Source organism: Streptococcus sp. Z556, assembly GCF_053010225.1.
The window spans coordinates 17451-37924 of the sequence record NZ_JBRKNU010000001.1 but is presented as its reverse complement, the minus strand read 5'-3'; the positions used below and the strand labels follow the sequence as shown (position 1 = coordinate 37924).

At 41.3% G+C, this 20474-nt stretch carries 13 protein-coding genes; 1 reads left to right on the top strand and 12 read right to left on the bottom strand.

Translation table 11 applies throughout. The annotated features are described in order from the left end of the window. Window positions 1-60 precede the first annotated feature (60 nt). On the bottom strand, window positions 61-6486 hold the full coding sequence (locus tag ACVC7S_RS00130; RefSeq protein WP_447265748.1) for a SpGH101 family endo-alpha-N-acetylgalactosaminidase: 6426 nt from the start codon (window positions 6484-6486) through the stop codon (window positions 61-63). Between the two features lie 274 nt (window positions 6487-6760). After that, window positions 6761-8743, bottom strand: coding sequence for a peptide ABC transporter substrate-binding protein (locus tag ACVC7S_RS00125; RefSeq protein WP_447265747.1), 1983 nt, complete (start codon window positions 8741-8743; stop codon window positions 6761-6763). A 251-nt stretch (window positions 8744-8994) separates the two neighbouring features. Between ACVC7S_RS00125 and rfbD the strand changes: the two genes are divergently transcribed. Then, window positions 8995-9849 carry a dTDP-4-dehydrorhamnose reductase gene (rfbD, locus tag ACVC7S_RS00120; protein WP_447265746.1) on the top strand — a complete coding sequence of 285 codons (855 nt, stop codon included), beginning with the start codon at window positions 8995-8997 and terminating at the stop codon, window positions 9847-9849. Window positions 9850-9909: 60 nt separating this feature from the next. Here rfbD and rfbB read toward each other — a convergent pair whose 3' ends face one another. The 10 genes from rfbB to ACVC7S_RS00070 form a co-directional block, all read right to left on the bottom strand. Then, a complete protein-coding gene (gene rfbB, locus ACVC7S_RS00115) occupies window positions 9910-10956 on the bottom strand; it encodes a dTDP-glucose 4,6-dehydratase (protein WP_049501012.1) in 1047 nt (348 codons plus the stop codon). An 18-nt stretch (window positions 10957-10974) separates the two neighbouring features. Further along, window positions 10975-11568 carry a dTDP-4-dehydrorhamnose 3,5-epimerase family protein gene (locus ACVC7S_RS00110; protein WP_447265745.1) on the bottom strand — a complete coding sequence of 198 codons (594 nt, stop codon included), beginning with the start codon at window positions 11566-11568 and terminating at the stop codon, window positions 10975-10977. Then, on the bottom strand, window positions 11569-12438 hold the full coding sequence (gene rfbA, locus ACVC7S_RS00105) for a glucose-1-phosphate thymidylyltransferase RfbA (RefSeq protein ID WP_447265744.1): 870 nt from the start codon (window positions 12436-12438) through the stop codon (window positions 11569-11571). Window positions 12439-12509: 71 nt separating this feature from the next. Continuing rightward, on the bottom strand, window positions 12510-13562 hold the full coding sequence (locus ACVC7S_RS00100; protein ID WP_447265743.1) for a galactofuranosyltransferase: 1053 nt from the start codon (window positions 13560-13562) through the stop codon (window positions 12510-12512). 27 nt (window positions 13563-13589) lie between these two features. Further along, window positions 13590-14693, bottom strand: coding sequence for a UDP-galactopyranose mutase (gene glf, locus ACVC7S_RS00095; protein ID WP_447265742.1), 1104 nt, complete (start codon window positions 14691-14693; stop codon window positions 13590-13592). A gap of 9 nt (window positions 14694-14702) precedes the next feature. Further along, window positions 14703-16115 carry a flippase gene (locus tag ACVC7S_RS00090; RefSeq protein ID WP_447265741.1) on the bottom strand — a complete coding sequence of 471 codons (1413 nt, stop codon included), beginning with the start codon at window positions 16113-16115 and terminating at the stop codon, window positions 14703-14705. Next, entirely contained in the window at window positions 16112-17272 is a 1161-nt protein-coding gene (locus tag ACVC7S_RS00085) for a polysaccharide polymerase (RefSeq protein ID WP_447265740.1), read from the bottom strand. The genes ACVC7S_RS00090 and ACVC7S_RS00085 overlap by 4 nt, the downstream gene beginning before the upstream one ends. Before the next feature lie 45 nt (window positions 17273-17317). After that, window positions 17318-18280: a glycosyltransferase family 2 protein gene (locus tag ACVC7S_RS00080; RefSeq protein WP_447265739.1), complete on the bottom strand. Its 963-nt coding sequence runs from the start codon at window positions 18278-18280 to the stop codon at window positions 17318-17320. Window positions 18281-18313: 33 nt separating this feature from the next. After that, window positions 18314-19312, bottom strand: a complete 999-nt coding sequence (locus ACVC7S_RS00075; RefSeq protein WP_447265738.1) for a Stealth CR1 domain-containing protein — start codon at window positions 19310-19312, stop codon at window positions 18314-18316. Between the two features lie 2 nt (window positions 19313-19314). Further along, the gene (locus tag ACVC7S_RS00070) at window positions 19315-20472 is read right to left on the bottom strand and encodes a glycosyltransferase family 4 protein (protein WP_447265737.1); all 1158 of its coding nucleotides are present in this window, start codon (window positions 20470-20472) and stop codon (window positions 19315-19317) included. Window positions 20473-20474: the final 2 nt, after the last annotated feature.

Below are 20474 nucleotides of genomic sequence, written 5' to 3'. Positions count from 1 at the left end.
TCTCCGGCTGTTTGATCCTATTTGATTCTAGATCTTTTAGACTTCTAAAACCAAATCTGTTTAGTCTTCTTTTCGTTTTGTCGTAAGAACAGCAGCAGATAAAGCGATACTCACACTTGCTAAGAAGAGGGCTGCTTCTGAACCATGTTCTCCTGTAGCAGGAAGCTTCTCTTCATCTTTAGCTCTTGGAGTTTTGGCATCAGCTACTGGGCTTGGAGTGAGCGGGTACTCAGGTTTTTCAACTGTTGGTGCTGCTTGATCTCCAGCAGTAGCCAATACACCTGTGTAGGCTGGTTTTTCATTTACCAAGGCCTCAACTGCATTGACTCCACCTCTATACTCTGGAACTTCATTTGTAGCTGCTAGAACTGCATTGGCTCCACCTTTATATTCTGGCAATTCGTTTACCAAGGCTTGAACAGCATTGACTCCACCCTTGAACTCAGGGACTTCATGTACAACTGCTTCTGCTGCATTGACTCCGCCCTTAAACTCAGGTAGGTCATGAACAGCCGCTTCTTCTCCAGCTGTTCCGTAAGGGCCTGTGTATTCAGGAACTTCAAGAACTGGAGGTTGCTCCTCACCCTTGCTGCTTGTAGGAGCGTCTGGTTTAGCAACCTTATCTTGTAATTGGTTGAGATAGTCTGAGAAGAACTCGACCATTCTTTCAGTCAAGAGATGATTATCCGTCGCATATTTCATGCTGGCCTGAACTCCAGCCACTTCCTCTTGATTTTCTTTGTCTGTCAATTTCTGCGCCTTAGCTAAAGCCACTTCATAGCCTGACAAGTCAAGAGGTGTCTCTGCTACTTGTGGACGAGTAAAGATGAGTTCCGCTGCAGATTGGTATTTATCTCCACCATCTCCGTATGTCTTGGTACCAGTAAGGACAATTTTCTTAGCCTTGATTGTCTTACCAAAGTCAATGTCTTTTGGCTTATTGTTATTTGGCCAATCTGTTACGGTAAAGGTATGTTCCTTGCCAGACTCATCTGTGACAACCAGTTTCACATCTCGCAAGTTTCCATTTGAATCAGATGCACGTGGAACATAGCGAAGTCCTGTGATTTCAGTAGGTTCTTTCAAGACCATTGTTGCAGGCTTGCCTACATCTCCACCACTCCAAGATGTATGCCATAGGCTAGATACATTGCCATCAAAGGCATTCTCTAGGCCTTCACCTGGTTGGGCAGGCGCATCCAAACTTTCAAAGTCTTCTGCTACCAAGGCTGTTTTCTTCTGAACCAAAGCATTCTTCAAGGCTTCAATCTTGGCAATCTCTGCACGCGCTTCTTCTACGCTAATGTCATCATCTGCTTGGCTGAGGTTAAAGACCGCCTCTTTCAAAGCATCCATAGACTCTTTGGTGTAGTTGGTCATGGCTACAGTTGGCAAGTAGTTTTTCAGAGCATTTTCTGTCAACATCTTACCTGTTAGAGTAATTTCTTCGATTTGAAGATTATCCATCATGAAGTCGTTGTAACCACGGAAGTTGGCATTTCCACCAGAATCACCACGAGTATTGCTTGCGTTTCCAGTTGAGTAGATACCTACCCAAGTATCGCCTGTTTCTGCACCTGTCACGAGGAAGGTTGCCTTCTTGGCTTTCTTAGAATCCGTCCAAGTATTTGGCAATTCATGCATTTCTATGTTGCTTGCTTGAGTGCCACGACGACCTGACTGGAATTCTCCCTTACCGACTACAAAGGCATAGGTATTGTCTGATCCTGCTTCGTATTCAAAGGTTACACGGTAGGTCTTACCAGCTTCAAAGCGGAAGTTTTGTGGGATGGTTTGGTAAACCAAGTTACGACGGCTAACCAGTCCATTGGTCTTGAGTGACCAATTTCCATCGATAACATCATCAACTTTCTTACCGTTCCAACCACGTTGTGTATATGGATCATGCTTTTCAGACAAGTGAGTGCGGTTGTCTTCAACACCTTCGACACCGCCCACTACGAATGGGAAGATACCCTGAGCAACATTTTCAAAGTCTTGTTTGAAGGTTCCTTGACCTGTATCGTGCTTGTCTCCATACATGCTTGAATTATTTTCAAAGGTACGAATTTCATCAAAGTAAGTTGCTTCATCACCAGCTTCGCGACTCAAAGTAAGAGTGACATTTGAGACGTCCGATCCAGTTGTAAAGAAGGCATACATGTTTTGGAAGTAACTTGTATTGTCAACTGTAGCATTGTCACGACGTGTATTGTGGGCGTAGGCCTTAACATGGTTGAGTGCGAGAGACTTATTGGTATAAGTAGTCACTTCTTTTTCACCAGTGTTTACAGTGATGCTCGCCTTGGCATTACTACGGTTATCGACACCGACATAAACGGCATACTTAGTATTTGGTTTCAAGCCAGTTAATTTCTGAGTGAGACTAACTTTTTCTTTGTTTCCTTGAATACGAAGCATATCGTTTGCGCCTTGAGACTTGACGATTTCTGCCTTAGAAGCATCGCCTGAAATGGTCCAGTGTTTCAAGGTTCCACTGTTAAATCCTTGGTCATAGATGTGCATGCCTTCGCTCCATGACATTTCAGGATTGGTTTGTTTTGAACGGTAAAGAACGTATGGTTGATTTGCGAGAAGGTCTAGGGTAATCTTACCATCTGTTACAGTGAGTTCTTTCTCTTCTGTCTTACCTTGGTCCGTTAGCTTGTAAAGGTAAACCTTGCTATTTGCCCAATCGCTTGGAAGTGTCCAAGTTGTTGCACCGGCTTGCGTATTGAAGTAGTACATTTTTTCCTTATCAGTAGGAAGTTTCTTACCATTCGCATCCCAGTTCCAAGGAGTCAAGTAAGCTGAACCATCTTGGATGACACGTCCGTTGAGCGTTACTGTTCGTTCACGGTATTGTGGGCTATTGACATCGTTTGACTTACGAGTCACAACAACCTTGTTACCTGCTGCATCGACTAGCTCAACCTTCATTTCTGGAGTCCATTTATAGGTGCTACCGTTATCGGTCATGGTAACTGGTGTGCCATTTTCCCACTTGCTTACAGTGAAGTGTTGGAAGTACTTAGTCATGACGTCATGGGCAAAGAGGTTGGTTACATAGCCATTGTAGTCGCTTCTTCCTTGCCAGCCTTCAAAGTCCTTCATGCTGTAACCACCTAGAAGTGGGTAGTCTGCAGCACCACCGTAACTTCTGTAGTCACCTACCCAAGCATCTTTTTGGTGGTTACGGATAAAGCGCGTGATGGCACTGTTGATACCTTTGTTAGTGTAGCCACCATAGGTCAAGTCAGCTGCCCAATGATGGAAGGTAGAGTCGTACTCACCACCATGGCCCCACTCAATCGCAAAGCGCCAGCCTTGTTTGTTGATTTCTTTAGCAAGAACGTGAGTAGCCCAGGCACCGTTGTCACCAGATTGGCCATTGCCCCAAACGTCCACATAGATAAAGTCGAGGCCTTCACCAAGTTTATTCTTCAAATCTTCCCAACGTGCCAAACGGCCATGTGCCAAGTCATAAGCTGCATCAATGTTGATCCCTTGGTCTAGCCAGTTCCAGCCATAGCTATAGCTGCCATCTGGATTCTTACGAAGAATATTTTCATTGAAGTATTTAGATTCAGGATAAGTTTCAGAAGCGTTAACGTGGATACCAAGATATGCACCATACTTCTTAGCTTTCTCAATCAAGGTCTTAAAGTCTTTAGCTCCACCAATACGTTGTCCAATATCTGCGTAGTTCAAGTGACCAGAGTCATGTCCCTCACTACCATATCCTTTAAGGAGAACACCCTGTCCAAGACCATCTGTATGGAGATTGATCTTCTTGATACCATCTAGAGTCATAAGGAATGGGTTTTGTGCTTGTGAACCAAAGTTCATCGCGATACGGTAAGCCGTGATATCCTTGACTTTTTCCCAACCTTGAGGGTTGTTCATAATGCTACGGTAAGCAATAGCTCCATCCTGCCAGTCGACCTTATTATCCGCATTGGCATCCTCAGTAATGACAACTTTAGCACTTGGAAGTTCCTTAGTGTACTCTGGATATACAATCCCTTTATAGGCTTTTTCCCATTGCCATTCAGAACTTTGAATTCCCACATAGTTTGTATTTCCAACAGTTTGTTTGAATGCTGTCAAACGAGTCCAGTCATTCGAACCACCACCGTAGCTGTTTTGAGAGTTACTCCAAACACCTGCAGCAAGCTTATCTGTAGAAACAAAACCATACATGTAACCCTTAGCCAAATTTTTCATTGGATTTGTTACAGCAATATGTTCATCTCCACTGACATGGGTATTGTTTGACATCGTTGCTCCGTCAAACTTAGCTCCAGTTTGGTCGCTTGAAACCGACACAAGTGAGTTCCCTAAGAAATTGATAGAGGAGAGAAGTTTTCTTTCATCATCAATCTTCTGACCTGGAGTAACTTGATTGTGGTTGACAATCTTGGTCACATCAAAATGCAATTGATTTTCCACAACTTGCAAGCGTACAATCATATCTGCATTGATGAAATTCTTCTCATCACGAAGCTTCATCAAGTACTCTGCAGTAGTATCATTGATCTTCTTATAGGTGACTTCAGGTGTAATTTCGTGATTGTTTACTAAGATTTTCTTAAGTTGTTGAACTTGTCCTGGCAAAGTATGACCATTCAAAGTATATTCTTTCACACGAGGAAAGGCTTGGTCAATCACTGCCTTGAGAACCTTAGACTGGATCGTATCATAAGTCACCTTGCTATCGTCAACAACCGGACCTGTTTCTTTCTGGGCAGGAGTATCATCCGCTTTTACGCCTTCTTGATTGTCTGTTTTAACGCTGACAACCGTACGGTCATTGCCATAAGTTCCTGCCTTGAGAAGGATCTTCTTCTCATTTTTCAGATTATCATTGACCGCCCCTGGCAAGGTCACTGTATCAAAGAGATTGACATCGTTATTGCTGGCATTAAGCTGGCCATCTGACTTAAGAGTGATTGATAGACGGTTTACAGAACCTGTTTCTGGTGCTGCTACACGGTTGCCTTTATACCAAGTGCTATTTCCTGGTGTTTTGTATTCCCAGAACCAACCACCTGAGTCATATCCTACAAAAACATTGTTATTGGTATCTTTAAATTTCAAGAAGACACCAAAGCGTGATTTGCCTTTTTCCGAATCTTCTTTGAAGGTTAGAGCAACAGTCGCATTTCCATTAGCGTCAACTGTCAATCCTTGTTTTTCAAACAAGGCTGGTTTATCGCCATTGTCGTTCTGTGCAGTTGAAGACAATTGATTGTAACGAACACCCTTTTCTTCGCGAATAGTGACGGTTCCTTGTTGCTCTTTATTCGCTACTGTTTGCCATTCAGGAGTGACTGTCTTAGGTGTTTCAGGTTTCGCAGCTGCAGGTTTATCCTCTTTTGGTTTTTCTTCAGCCGGTTTTTCTTTTTCTTCCAAGTCTGCTGGTTTCACACTTGAAATCCCTTGCATGTGGTCTTGGATCCATTTTAGTTGAGCTGGTGAGAAGAGAATGCCTCCACTCCGTTTTCCAACTACACCATTTTGGTGAACACCGACGAGTTTTCCTTCTGTATCAAAGATACCACCGCCACTAGCACCAGGTTTTCCTCCTTGGTACCCAATTCCTTGAACGCCTTCTCCATATGGTTCTGCAAAATCAACTGTAGTATTGACAATCGGTTCCAATTTCCCTTCTGGATAACCAAAGACATGGAGTCTATCTCCGATTTTCTTAACAACTGGCTTTTTAGTCACTTCTACTGGAGTGTTTTCAAGAACCGTACGCAATCTCACAAGCGCCAAATCATTCTTAAAGCCTTTTAGATAGCCCTCACGATCCCAGTGGATGACGTCTTTCTTGCCAAACTTAACATCTGGCATACCTGGGTAGGAAATGCTATAAATATCTCCATCCCCTTGGTCATTGTCAACAACCTTACGGATATTTCCATCTTGGCTGTCCTTGATAAAGTTATGGGAAACAGTCAAAACAAGGTCTTTCCCAATAACAATACCGCTACCTTCGCCAGATGGCGTCTTGATTTTAACAGTTGCTCCGTAGTTTAATTCCCCGTTAGTCGTTTTAGCCACATCTTCTGGGACAAGCTTCCCAGTATCTTGGGCCAATTGATCCTTGTCAACTTCGCGCCCATTGTCTTCAGCTTTCTCCAACTTATCTTCTAGTTCTTTTGGAAGATTGCTTGGTTTTTCTGACTTTTCCTTTTCTTGAGCTAACAATTCCTCTTCAGTCTTAGGTCCGTCAGTTATTTCATCAGAACCAGGATTCTGAGCAGCAGCTTCTTGATCAAAATCTCGCCCCTCATCACTAGCCCGCTTGTCCAAATCAGCCAGTTCGCTCGGTAAATTATTTGTTGAGCCGACAGTTGCTTGATCTGCTAAGACTGGAGCAGCAGCAAAGAAAGTCGCCCCAATCATTACCGAAGCTACTCCAAGCGTAAACTTACGAATACTGAACTTACAGCGTTTTTCAAAAAATCGTTTATCCATGAACTCCTAAATCCTTTCGTTTTCACGTAAGCGTTTACATTTCTTTTTTAAAAAATACTCCTTCCTCCGAAAGTGCAATGCTTAAGCGTAATAAAAAAATAATTGTACTTTTAATATAACAAATAATGAGGAAGAAAGCAATAGGAAAAACTAAAAATGAAGAATTTTTTCTCTATTCTGAAAAATTCTGTTTCTCATCTTACAGAGTCTTATAGCAATGATAAAAAAGGACCTAACCATCATCTCAATGGCTAAATCCTTTATTTTTAAAAAGTTATTTCACATGGTTTGCGAGATCTTCTTGAGCCTTTTTATTTGACTCTTCTTTTTCTTTCAACCATTTTTCTTGAGCTTTTTGGTATTCATCTGCTGTTACTGGTTTATCTTGTACATCTAGGTATTTATACAAGAGGGCTTCGCTCATACCCTTGTTACCAGAGTATGCAAACGGAAGTGTAAATGGTACCATCTTAGACAACATTGGACGACCAGTTTGAGAAGTTGTTGGGATGAGCAAGGCGCTGTCGGTCAACCAAGCTTGGGCAGCAGCATATTTTTCATAACGTTTTGAAACGTCATTCACTTCTTCACCAGCTTCCACAACCATTTTTTCGTAGTCTTCCAAACCAACTTGCTTAGCTGCAGCGTTGTTTGTTCCAGAGTCAAATCCTAAGTAAGTCTTTGTATTTTCCCCTACAGATGGCTTGATGATATCAAGGTAAGTAGATGGGTCTGCAAAGTCTGGAGACCATCCAACGTTATCTGAGATATCCCAGTCTTCTCCAGCAGCTGTTTCAGCAAAGTAAGTGATATTCAAGACATCATCTTTTTGAAGTTGTTGGATATCGACAACGACGTTCTCTGCCCCTAGAGTAGCTTCAAGCGATTGTTTGAAGGATTGAACACGTTGAACTTTTGTTGTATTGGTTTGGTCTACAGGCATATCCAAGTGAATTGGGAATTGCACACCTTCAGCTTGAAGAGCTGCCTTAGCTTTGGCAAATTCTGCTTTGGCCTTATCTGGGTTGTAGAGTCCATCTTGAGCATCGGCCAAGTTCACGTTGCTCCACTCGTCACCATAAGTCACCAATTTCTCTTTGACCATTTCGCCAAAGTTCTTTCCATCTGCCTGCACGAATGCTGGCGGTACAAACAAGTTACGAAGCAGCTTAGTAGCACCACTTGCACCATTGACTTGAGAAGCATAGGCTGTTCTATCAAAACCAAAGGCAAGTGCTTGACGGAAGTCTTTGTTTAGGAGAGCTTTCTTGGTAGAAGTTTTTTGTTCATCAGTTGTTTTAGACGAGTATTGATAAGACTGACGATCGATATTGATACCAACTAAGAAAGTTGATGAGTCTTGTTGTGTATAAACAATATTGTCTTTATATTCTTTTTCAGTCTCTGGGTAGCTAGCGCTTGTTGGGAAGAGACGGGCCATTGTAAAGCTGCCATCTTTGAAGGCTTCGGTTGGTTTGTTAGTATCTTGACCATCCCAGTAGGACAATTTCACTTTATCGAGATGAACATTGTCCTTATCCCAATAGTTTGGATTTTTTTCAAACTCAACAGAAGATTTGGCTACGATAGATTTTAGCAAGAATGGGCCATTATATAGGATGCTACTTGGATCTGTTCCTTTAGCGAAATCATCCCCTTTAGAGTTTAAGAACTCTTCATTAACTGGAGCCATTACCCCCATCGTTGTCTTAGAATTCCAGAAGCTTTCTGGCTTGTTCAAGGTGTACTGAACAGTGTGGTCATCAAGAGCCTTAATACCTACTTCAGCGAAATCTTTGATTTCTCCTTTCACATAGGCATCCAATCCTTTGATTGATTCCTGAACAAGATAAAGACCATCTGATTTTTTATCAGCAGCATATTTTAGACCAGTTACAAAGTCTTGCGCTTTAACCGTTGCATACTCTTCTCCTTCAGAAGTATACCATTTTGCATCCTTCCGAATGGTATAAGTATAGGTCAATCCATCCTTGGATACTGACCAATCCTCGGCCATTGACGGTACAAAGTTACCATAGCGGTCATTTTCTAGCAAGCCATCAACAACGTTACTGGTAATATTTGCAGTAGCCGCCTTACCAGTTGTCAAATAGTTGAGGTTGTCAGGGTCTGTTTCATAGATATATGAGAATGTTTTCTCAGATTTTGCACTCGATCCTGATCCAGAGCAAGCAGCTAGAGTCGCAGCCGCCAATAAGGTTACACCCGCAAGGGCAAATATTTTTGAACTTTTCATTTATTTCTCCTTTAAAACTTTCTCTCCATTATAGACTCTTTTTAGAGAGATGTCAACAGAATTTTCTGAATTTTTTACTTAATTTGGTAAATTCTGATAAAATGATTTTCTATTAAAAAATTTACCTCACATTCATATCTCCTAGCACGATTTTTTTCTAGCATAAATCCTTAAAATAAGACCGAATAACAGATTTTTTATCATTTTTTTGCTATGATTAGTTAGAGAGAAGAAAAGTGAAGGAGAAGACAATGATATTAATTACAGGTGCGAATGGTCAACTCGGTACTGAACTACGTTATTTACTAGATGAACGAAATGTGGACTATGTTGCAGTGGATGTGGCCGAAATGGATATCACGAATGCTGAAATGGTTGAGAAGGTATTTGCTGAGGTTAAACCAACTCTGGTCTATCATTGTGCAGCCTACACTGCTGTTGATGCAGCAGAAGATGAGGGGAAAGAACTGGATTTTGCCATCAACGTAACTGGAACTGAAAATGTAGCCAAGGCCTCTGAGAAATACGGAGCTACTCTGGTCTATATCTCAACAGACTATGTCTTTGATGGGAAAAAACCCGTTGGACAAGAATGGGAAGTTGATGACCTACCTGATCCTCAGACAGAGTACGGGCGTACCAAGCGAATGGGGGAAGAACTTGTTGAAACCCTTACGTCACAGCATTACATCATCCGCACTGCTTGGGTTTTTGGAAATTATGGAAAAAACTTTGTCTTTACCATGCAAAACCTAGCCAAAACCCATAAAACGCTCACAGTGGTCAACGACCAACACGGTCGCCCAACTTGGACACGTACCTTGGCTGAGTTCATGACCTACTTGACTGAAAATCAAAAAGCATTTGGCTACTACCACTTATCAAATGACTCCACTGAAGACACCACTTGGTATGACTTTGCTGTCGAGATTCTTAAAGACAGTGATGTCGAAGTAATCCCTGTAGATTCCAGCAAGTTTCCTGCCAAGGCCAAACGACCTCTCAACTCAACTATGAGCTTGGCAAAAGCAAAGGCGACAGGTTTCGTCATTCCATCCTGGCAAGATGCCCTTAAAGAGTTTTATAAACAAGAAGTAAGAAAATAAAAGATTACGACATACATAAAAAGCAAGAGACCTTGAGGCCTCTTGCTTTTTAGTGTCTGATTATTTAATCACTTGTTGCGTTTTAGCATAGTTAGCCTCTACCGCTTCTTTCTCAGATTTCCACCAGTCTTGGTTATCTGTGTACCACTTGATGGTCTCTTTGAGACCTGCTTCAAAGTTGGTAAACTCGGGTTTCCATCCTAGTTCATCACGAAGTTTGCTGGCATCGATGGCATAGCGGAGGTCGTGACCAGCTCGATCTGTCACGTGGTCATAAGCATCAGCAGGTTGTCCCATTTCCTTGAGGATGAGTTCCAACACTTCCTTATTGTTCTTCTCACCGTCAGCACCAATCAAGTAGGTTTCACCGATTTGACCCTTTGTCAGAATCGTCCAAACCCCTGATGAGTGGTCATTGGTATGGATCCAGTCACGGACATTCTTACCTTCACCGTAGAGTTTTGGCTTGATACCACTCAAGATATTGGTGATTTGACGAGGGATGAACTTCTCGATATGCTGGTAAGGACCATAGTTGTTTGAACAGTTAGAAATAGTCGCTTTGACACCAAACGAGCGAACCCAAGCTTTGACAATCAGATCTGAAGCTGCCTTGGTTGATGAGTAAGGCGAGCTGGGATTGTACTTGGTTTCAGCCGTAAATTTCTCACCTGGACCTTCTCCATGACCTGGCAAATCTTCACGCAGAGGTAGGTCCCCATAGACTTCGTCAGTTGACACATGGTGGAAACGAAGGTCGTATTTACGAGCTGCTTCCAAAAGAGTGTAAGTCCCAATGAAGTTGGTGTGGATAAATGGACTCGGATCATTGAGCGAGTTGTCATTATGGCTTTCTGCCGCATAGTGAACAATGGCATCTGCTTGAGCAGCTAGCTTATCGACCAAGGTTGCATCTGCAATATCTCCAACAACCAACTCAACACGATCACCTAAAATTGCTTCAATATTGGCACGATTACCCGCATAAGTCAGCTTGTCCAGCACTGTCACATGGACATCTGGGAAGTTGTTATAGACATAATGAACAAAGTTAGAACCGATAAAACCAGCCCCACCTGTCACGATGATATTTTTGTATTCAGTCATTTTTATTCCCTAATTTTTTTACAAATCTTCTTTTCTTAGTGGTTTGACATCCTTAAGTAGCGGATGATTCTTATCTGCTTCCGAAACTTCTGCTTCTGCTAGGTTTTCCCACTGGATGCCCAAAGCTGGGTCTGCATAGTTGACGAAAGCATATTTAGGCTTGAGTTCAAGTGCCCAGTAGTCATTGACCAGATAGCTATAAGAAACTGTATCCGAGAGGACTTGGAAACCATTGGCTACGCCACGAGGGACAAAGATTCCCTTACTTGCATCAATCTCGGTCTGATAAACATTTCCAAAAGTCTCGCCTTCACGTAGGTCAACCCAAGAACCCAGAACCTTGCCACCATCTGCTACTGAGATATACTTGTCCCAAGGTTCAGCATGGAGACCTCGAAGAACATTTTTGCGAGAAAAGCTGACATTGTTTTGCAGTTTTCCTTCAGCAAAGAAGCTTTCAGGAAAACCAAGCGGTAGCATCTTTTCTTTCTGAAAATTTTCCTTAAACCAGCCACGATTGTCACCATGAACCGGAATGTCGAACTCTAACAAACCTGGAATGGCATCAATCTTGTGCACTGCAAGTGTTTTGCCGAAAAAATTATCTGTCATCTAGATTTCTCCAATCAAACGGAGCAAGTATTGCCCGTATTCATTCTTCTTGAGAGGTTGCGCCAACTTCAGCACATCTTCGCGGCTGATATAACCCATTCGGTAGGCAATTTCTTCTAGGTTGGCAACCTGAACATTTTGCATCCTTTGAACCGTTTCGATATATTGGGATGCTTCTAACAGACTCTCATGTGTCCCAGTATCCAACCAGGCAAAACCACGTCCCATAACTTCAACTGACAAATCCCCTCGTTTCAAATAAGCATTGTTAACATCTGTGATTTCCAACTCTCCACGAGCACTCGGTTTTATCTGTTTGGCAATCTCCACAACGTCATTGTCATAGAAATAAAGACCGGTCACTGCATAGTTAGAGCGAGCATTCTTCGGTTTTTCTTCTATGGAAATAGCATTCATGTCTGTATCAAACTCGACCACACCAAAACGCTCTGGATCCTTCACTTGGTAGCCAAAAACAGTCGCACCCTTCTCTTTCTTAGCTGCCTTTTGAAGCATTCTGCTCAAACCAGGTCCATGATAGATATTATCCCCCAAGATCAATGCAACACTATCGTCACCGATAAATTCTTCACCGATAAGAAAAGCCTGAGCAAGTCCATCGGGACTAGGCTGTTCCGCATAGGAAAGCTTGATCCCAAATTCGGAGCCATCCAAGAGCAGGTCCTTAAAACGGGGTAAATCCTGTGGTGTTGAGATGATCAAAATGTCCTTAATCCCAGCCAACATCAAGGTTGACAAAGGATAGTAAATCATGGGTTTATCATAAACCGGCATCAGCTGTTTTGACGCAGCTCGAGTAAGTGGGTACAGGCGCGTTCCCGAACCACCCGCAAGAATAATACCTTTCATAATAGGTTTCCTTTCTGGCTAATTACCTATCCTATATTATATTTCATTTTGTCCCAAATTCCCTAAGGAATTTACTTCAATTTGGATAAGGCAGCTTTTAAATAGGCTCCATCTCGAAGAGCAGCTCCAACTTTCCTAGCCTGTTCTGAAAGTTCCTTGTAATCTTGAAGTGTCAAATCATCTAGTACTCTTTGGAGGTCATGTAAAGAATCAACTGCTATTCCACACTGTTTGTCCAGTACAAAGTGGGCCAGAGCCGATTCCTTCCACACTACTAGTGGGAAACCTGATGCCAAATAAAGAGAAGCCTTGTGCGAGTTGTTAAAGCGTAGGTAGTTTCCGTAAGAACCTTGACAGGTTTTTGAGCTGTCTCCGTCCCAGACCAAACCAAAACTACCTTCAAGAGCAGCTGGGAGGTCATCTGGCATAAAGGAACCAAAGTAGCTAGTGTTTTTCAATGCACGACTTTCATCATAGCCCACTCCGTACAAGTTATAGGCTGGCTGTTCTGGCAAGTTATAAAGATAACCTGACTTTGCAGGGTTCAAATTTCCAGCAACTATGATAGGTTGATCTTTTTGAGGAAGAGATTTTTCTTGGAAGTCTGGAATCAAATAATCAAAAATCTCTAGACTTACCATTTTATCAGACGGAAATCCTTGACCGGCTAAAACATTTTTCATGATATCGTTATGAACGATAATCCCATCCACTGACATCAAAGCTTTCTTTTCCTGGAAGTAATTTCTCACTTTATGGCGAAATTTCACTTCTGAACCTGCTGCATGACGCAAGGTTTCAATATCATGGATCAAAAGATAGAATTTAACTCCTCTTTTTTGCGCCTGCTTGATGAGTTGTAAGATGAAAAATGTATGGTGGATAATCGGGAACTGAATCAGCAATTCATCTCCAGCCCCCAACTGATCAAACACAGACTTGGTCGCCCGATATTTGTGTTTCTGAGCTTTAAAGAAATTCATCTTATACCAATTCTCAACCTTGAGTTCCAACCCCTTATAACCCTCTGAGATTAGAATAGCTTCCACGTCATTCCGTGCCTTACTCCCTGCATTCTTTTCATGTGCATTATGCAGAAATGAATCCTTCAGATAATATTTCACCTTTTCTCCCCTTTATCTGTGAAGTTCTTAGATGCTCCCTAGTTCTTCTTCTACCACATCCAATGCACGTTCAACAGTCACATGCATATCATAGTATTTATAATCTGCCAAGCGACCACAGAAGATCACGCGTCCATTTTTCTCGGCTTCTGCTAGATACTGCTCATAAATAGCATTGTTTTTGGCATCATTGATTGGATAGTAAGGTTCATCTCCTCTTTTCCAATCTGCTGGATATTCACGAGTAATAACCGTCTTGTCCTGAGTCCCAAACTCAAAATGTTTGTGTTCGATGATACGCGTATAGGGAATATCTCGCTCAGTATAGTTGACTACAGCATTTCCTTGATAATTTTCTTGGTCCAGAATCTCATGCTCAAAACGGAGACTACGATACTCTAGTTCACCAAACTGATAGTCAAAGAACTGGTCAATCATCCCTGTAAAGACAAGCTTAGTTGCTGAAGCCTCCAAGTTCTCACGATCAGCAAAGAAATCTGTATTAAGCTCTACTTCGATTCCTTCCAACAACTTTTCGATGATGACATTGTAACCACCAATTGGAATCCCTTGGTAACGGTCGTTAAAGTAGTTGTTATCATAGGTCAATCGAACTGGCAAACGCTTGATGATAAAGGGTGGCAGTTCAGTAGCGGAACGTCCCCATTGCTTTTCGGTATAGCCCTTGATTAGCTTTTCATAGACATCCATACCAATCAACTTAATGGCTTGTTCCTCTAAGTTTTTTGGCTCAACATCTTGCATGTGAGTCGTCTGCTCAGCAATCTTGTCCTTGACTTCTTGAGGTGTCTTTGTTCCCCACAAGGCGTAGAAAGTGTTCATATTAAAAGGCAGATTGTAAAGATTCCCTTGATAGTTGGCGATAGGGGAATTGATGTAATTGTTAAACTCTGCAAACTGATTGACATAGTCCCAGACCTTTTTATTGGATGTATGGAAGATATGAGCCCCATACTTATGGACATTGATACCCTCAACATTTTCACAGTAGATATTTCCACCGATGTGGTCACGTTTGTCAATCACCTTGACTTTCTTGCCACGTTTGTTAGCTTCGTGGGCAAAGATTGCACCTGACAAGCCAGCACCAACGATAAGATAATCGTACATAAGTTCTCCTTATTTTTTTAAAACACTTTTTAGTTCTTGAAAATCCAAAACTCGTAAGACCAAAATCAAGCCACCGTAGACTAGGAAACCAAGCACAGCATAGATCAAGACATTCACAACAGATGAGAAGTGGATGAAAGCTTGTACAGAATACAAGGCGCCGTACATCAGGAGTGATGCTAAAAGTATTTTTAGCATAGACGGTAGAATCTTGACCTCTTTTAGATACGAACGTGTAAAGTAGAGCTGGATGAACCAGACTAAACCTTCCGTTGCAACAGATACGATTGACGCCCCAATATAGCCTAGAGGTGGGATCAAGAGGAAATTCAAGCCAACACTAAAGACAGCTGGAATGGTTGTTGATAGCATAAATTCACGATTGCGATTATGAGGTATCAGAATCTGGATTCCCATTATGTTAGTCCAGCCAATAAAGAACATTCTAAAGACCATGATGGCAATCGCATAACGAGCATCTTGGAAGTCTTGCCCCAAGAAAAATTGAACAAAATCTTTGTTGACAATCAAAATCCCCGCAATCATCGGAAAGATAACCAAGTTATAAACCAGAAAGGACATTTCATGTAACTTGTTAACCGCCTTTTTATTCCCTGATGAGAGGAGGTTGGAGACCCGAGGCAACATAACACTACCTAGCGACGTTACCAAGGTCAACAAAATATTCAATAATTTCAAGGCTTGGTCATAGATCCCGACATCCTTGGTCGAAGACAAGGCACCTAACATTGTGCGATCTAGCGTGATGTAGAGCGAAATGGCAATCTGCGGCAGAAACAAAAGAATGACTGGTTTGATATGCTCTTTGGCATAGGCTATATCCAGATGTGGCTTGCTAATGTGTTCCCGAGCAGGAAGCCACATACTCAACTGACCTAGTAGATCATAGGCAACCAGGAGGATGATATACAAGTACAAGTCAGATGGTTTCTTAACAAATAGGAAAATCGAAACAACACCTAGAAGTTTGACCATTGTGTTACGAGCTGTAATTTTTTTGAAATCTTCTAATCCTTGAAAAAGCCAAGAAATATCAAAACCACGAGACAGCAAACTAAAGCCAAGAATATAAGCAATTGGATTGTTCATTGACGGTACAAGCAAGCAGACAATGATATAAAGCGTAACTGCTAAACAGGTTGAAAGAACTTGTAAACTGTAAATGCCCCAGAAGGTCTTTTCGATTTTCTTACGATGGCCGGAAATTTCCTTGGTCCCATAATTCGCTACTCCAAGCGTCGCTAGTAGGATAAAATAAGTCACGATAGAGTTATAGTATCCGTAAGACCCCAAATCATCCGAAGAAAAAACCCGAGTGATATAGGGAGTTGTAATCACTGGCAAGACGATGACAAGTAGTTGATAGGATAGATTGTACAAATAATTTTTTAAAACTCTCACACAGCTTCCCTCATCTCAGATTTTTCCCCTTCAAATTCCATCACTGGGATAGTAGCAAAGAGAAGGAACATAAAGATATTGTATGATGGACGAACCCAGAAGGCCTCAAACATACAATTGACCGCTACTAAGGCCAGACAGGTTAACAATAAATAGTTCTTTCTACGGTAGAGAGACCAGGACTGAACCATATAGAAGCATACCAGCATAACAACTGGAATCAAACCGTAAGTAAATAACATTTGTACATAAGACGAATCTACATAGTCATAGTTCAAAACCGTTTCTGTCTTTCCTCCATATCCAACAAAGGAAATTCCGCGAATCCCAAATAACTGTACGCCATATTTCTTAAGCGCTTCATGTCCCAAATACAATCGCATGCTGAAAAAGTTATTCAGAGCAACATATAATGGTTGAGACCAACTAAACTTGTTGGATAGATAAATCATGACCGAAGAAGCGATACCAGCCGAAAAAGGCAGTAGGGTAAATAAACGCCATTCCGTCTTGTTACGATAATAAAAGTAGAGAAAGACTCCCGTCGCTACCAAGATAGATAGAGCATTCAGACGAGCATCACAATAATGAATAATAAAGGCTGCCAAGGCTACACCTGATAGGGTTCTTAGTAAGATAAACTTCTTTCTCAGAAGATAGGACAGAGCAGTAAAGAGATAGAAACAATGCGAGGCAAAATCTGTTGGATAGATGAAACCAAAAGAGTTACGTACAACTACACCCACAGGACGAGTTTGAACAAACTGTAAATTGGGAATAACATTGACTAACGATAGTAAAATAATAAGCACTATAAAAGATAAACTCGTCCAAGTATAAATTTTAAGTATAGACTCTAAATCTGCTTTATAAAGAAAAACAATCAACAGCAAAAACATTAAACCATTTAAGTTTCCTGCCTTATAATAAACCATACTTCCAACTAAAATGAGGGTAGGTGCAAATATTAAAAAACTCAAAGAATAGCTACGAATATATAAAAAACGCACAGCTAGTAACATGATTGCAAAGAAAGGAACAAAATTAGGTATACTAGGTAATACAGGTGCTAACATTGAAGTGTTTATCATATCTATAGAAATTATCACAAATAAAACTGCTGTCACGAGCAATTTATCACGTTCTATCTTTAACATCTTCATTTTCCTTTTCTAATTTCTGAACTTTTTTCATTCAGTAGTTTATTTCTTCCACTTTTTAAAGTAAAAATAGAGGCGTGGATACCTACTAATCAAAACATAGAGAATCTTACGTTTCTTACTAACTCTAGCATTCTTCAAGACAAGAGGTACATATGGTCTTGTCTTCTCCTGAAGTCGCTTGAACTCTGCTGGATTTCCATCATGAATCATTGTAAAGATAAGAAGACTTCCTGTAAAGAATCGAGAAATAATGGCTTCTTGGAGTTCTGAACTCTCAGGATAGGTTGCATTCACAACCTCTTTTAAATGATCAATTGCTTCATAAAACTCGTATTGTTTAGGCGTGAAAGCCGATGCAGTAATGCTACCGGGTCTATGGTAATAATGGTAAATCGGAAGATGGTACAAGGCAACTGATTGGGCTTGGTTGAGATGCTCACTGATTACATAGAGGTCTTCGTAGATGCGCCCCTTGGGGAAGGGAGCTTTCTCCAGAAGTTTTTTCCGATAGAGTTTCCCGCAAGCAGAGACCGTCACAAGGTCTCCGTAGAGCATTTCCGTCAGAGCCTTCGCCTTATCATAGACTTTAACCTGGTCTAGATCAAGCTGATCCAAGCGAAAATTTTGATAACGATGATAGTGGGCTGTCGGCTCCACTTTACCACTAACCATATCTGCTTGGGTACGACCTTGTAGCTCTGCTAGCAGTTCCAAGGCGCAAGGTTCCAAATAGTCATCCGGATCTAGGAAGGTGATCCAGTCACCCTTGGCTTTCAAGACCCCATAGTTGCGAGCATCAGATAAACCACCGTTGACCTTGTGGTAGCTCGTCACCCAATCATACTGCTGGGCATACTGGTCACACAAGAGTCCTGAGCCATCACTCGATCCGTCATCAATCAAGAGGACCTCCATATCCTTGTATGTCTGATGTTCCAAACTCTCCATAGCATAATGAAGGTAGTCCTCCACATTGTAAACAGGTACAATTACCGAAATCATCTATTTTTTCTTTCTCTTACTTATTTTTTCAGTTTAAATCTCAAATGAGCTTTTATCTGGAAGCAGTTGGTCCATAGCCTTGACGAAGTCTGTCATCACCTGTTCCTCATCTTGAACGTTGTGTCCGTCATTGATACACATAATTTGGTATTTACCAGAATTCAGTAGCTTCCAAAAATCTGGTCCGGCATTATCCAAAGAAAAGAGTCCCCCTAACTTAGGATTTCCGATAGCGTATTGACCACTAGCGATCTGCCAATATTTAAAGAGCCAAACATTGGTATCAGAGGGACTTCTGAAGCGACTCGCTGAGGTTGTCTCCAAAACTGCTTTTTCCTTTTCCCATACCAAGTCCATTGTTGATTTTAGTAGGGGATAGGGCAGGTGACTCTCCCAGAAACCACAGATAAACTGACTATTTCTGTATACTAGCGACTTAACAATACTCTTTAATCCCTGCTTAGGATCAAAGAATTGTCCATTCTTCAAAATTTCATTTCGACTGAAATAGCTAGTGACAATCTCCATGTCATTTATCTGAAAATTCCCCGTCCCATATCTTTCAGGAATAATCGGAGAAAGAGCCGTATTATATTTGGGTAAACCATCCCCTGAGAAAAAATCTGTCGGTTCAACTGGAGCCGTCAAATACATATCGTCATTAAAAAAGACAAAGTGCTCAGAGAGACCAGGAATGCGATGGATATTACTTTCGATCGGATTGGCAGAAAAAACTGGTAGGTAATCCTTACAGATAATCTCTGTATGATCTACCAAGACCAATTTTTCACTGTTTATATCTAACCAGCTTGGCTTTTGCTGGTCGGTCACGAGGTAGATCTTATTGACCCAAGGAGCAAATCTTTCAACTCCTCTAAACCAGTATTTAAAGGTTCCCCATTCACGATAAGCTTTATCCGAATTCATGCTCTGTTTAGAAGTATTGACCGAACCATCATACCGTGATTTTTTTCCTTGCCATACAGGGTCATTCCCATCAACCCAAGTAACAACAAAATCTATTTTATTCATAACTAATCTTTTCTATCTGTTTTATACAACTCCGAGAAGTTCTTGATGTAACTCTCCAAAGAAAACAGCTCTCTTTGTCTCTGATATCCTACTCGCCCAAATTTTTCTCTTTTTTCAGAACTATCTAGTAATAGAGAAATGGCATTAGAAAGTTCTTGAGGACGATTTGGTTTGACTAAGTAACCACTTTTGTCATCTACTACCATTTCAGCTATTCCCCCATTGTTATAACCAACAACTGGTTTTGAACAAGCCATGGCTTCTAGGACTACTGTAGGTAGGGAATCAGGTTTTATACTTGGTAAGACAAAGATATCAAACATATTATAAAGTTCAGAAGTCTTATCGTAGTAATCAATACGATGAATTTGTGACACAACAGATGAAGAAGCTATTCTATTATCTAGTTCTTCTAAGCGCCATTCTTCACCATGAAAAACACCTCCAGCTAGGAAAGCCACCGCTTTCTCATTCTTTTCCAAAAGTGGCTCGACTGCTTCTATGAAATCATTTTGCCCTTTGATAGCATTGACCCGACCAATCATGCCAATCACAAGTGCATCTTGCGCAATGTCAAATTTTTCACGAATAGAAGACGCATCCATTGGATAATAGACGGCATTATCGACACCGTTATAAATCACTTCCACTTGGCTATCTTTTATAAAGGGAGACTGCTTGATATGATTAGCAACCGCTTGGGACACCGTCACAATCTTGTCTGCATATCGTCCCATGAGCATATTGATAAAGTCAGAAATAGCTTTGGGTTTGACGATAATCTCATGAACATGCCAAATCAAAGGCAGCTTGAGCTTGCGTTTCAAATAGATACCCTCCAAAACAGCCGCTGTATTATTGTGAACCATATCTATACTGCGTTCTCGAGCATAGAGGGCGATTTGCTTAGCATAGAAATTATAAGAGCGAATATAGTCGGCAATGCCTTTGGGATTAAAATACTTCCTTCGTAAAATCGGATAATCCAACACGCTGACCTGAGCCCCAACTTGACGTAAGGCCTCGACTAAAACACCATCATTTGGTAGGATGACGTGAGCTTCAAATTCTTGGCGATCTAATCCTTTGATCAATTCCAGTAAAACCTTATCTGCTCCATACATTTCTGCACCAGCATGCAAGTATAAAATCCGTTTCATTC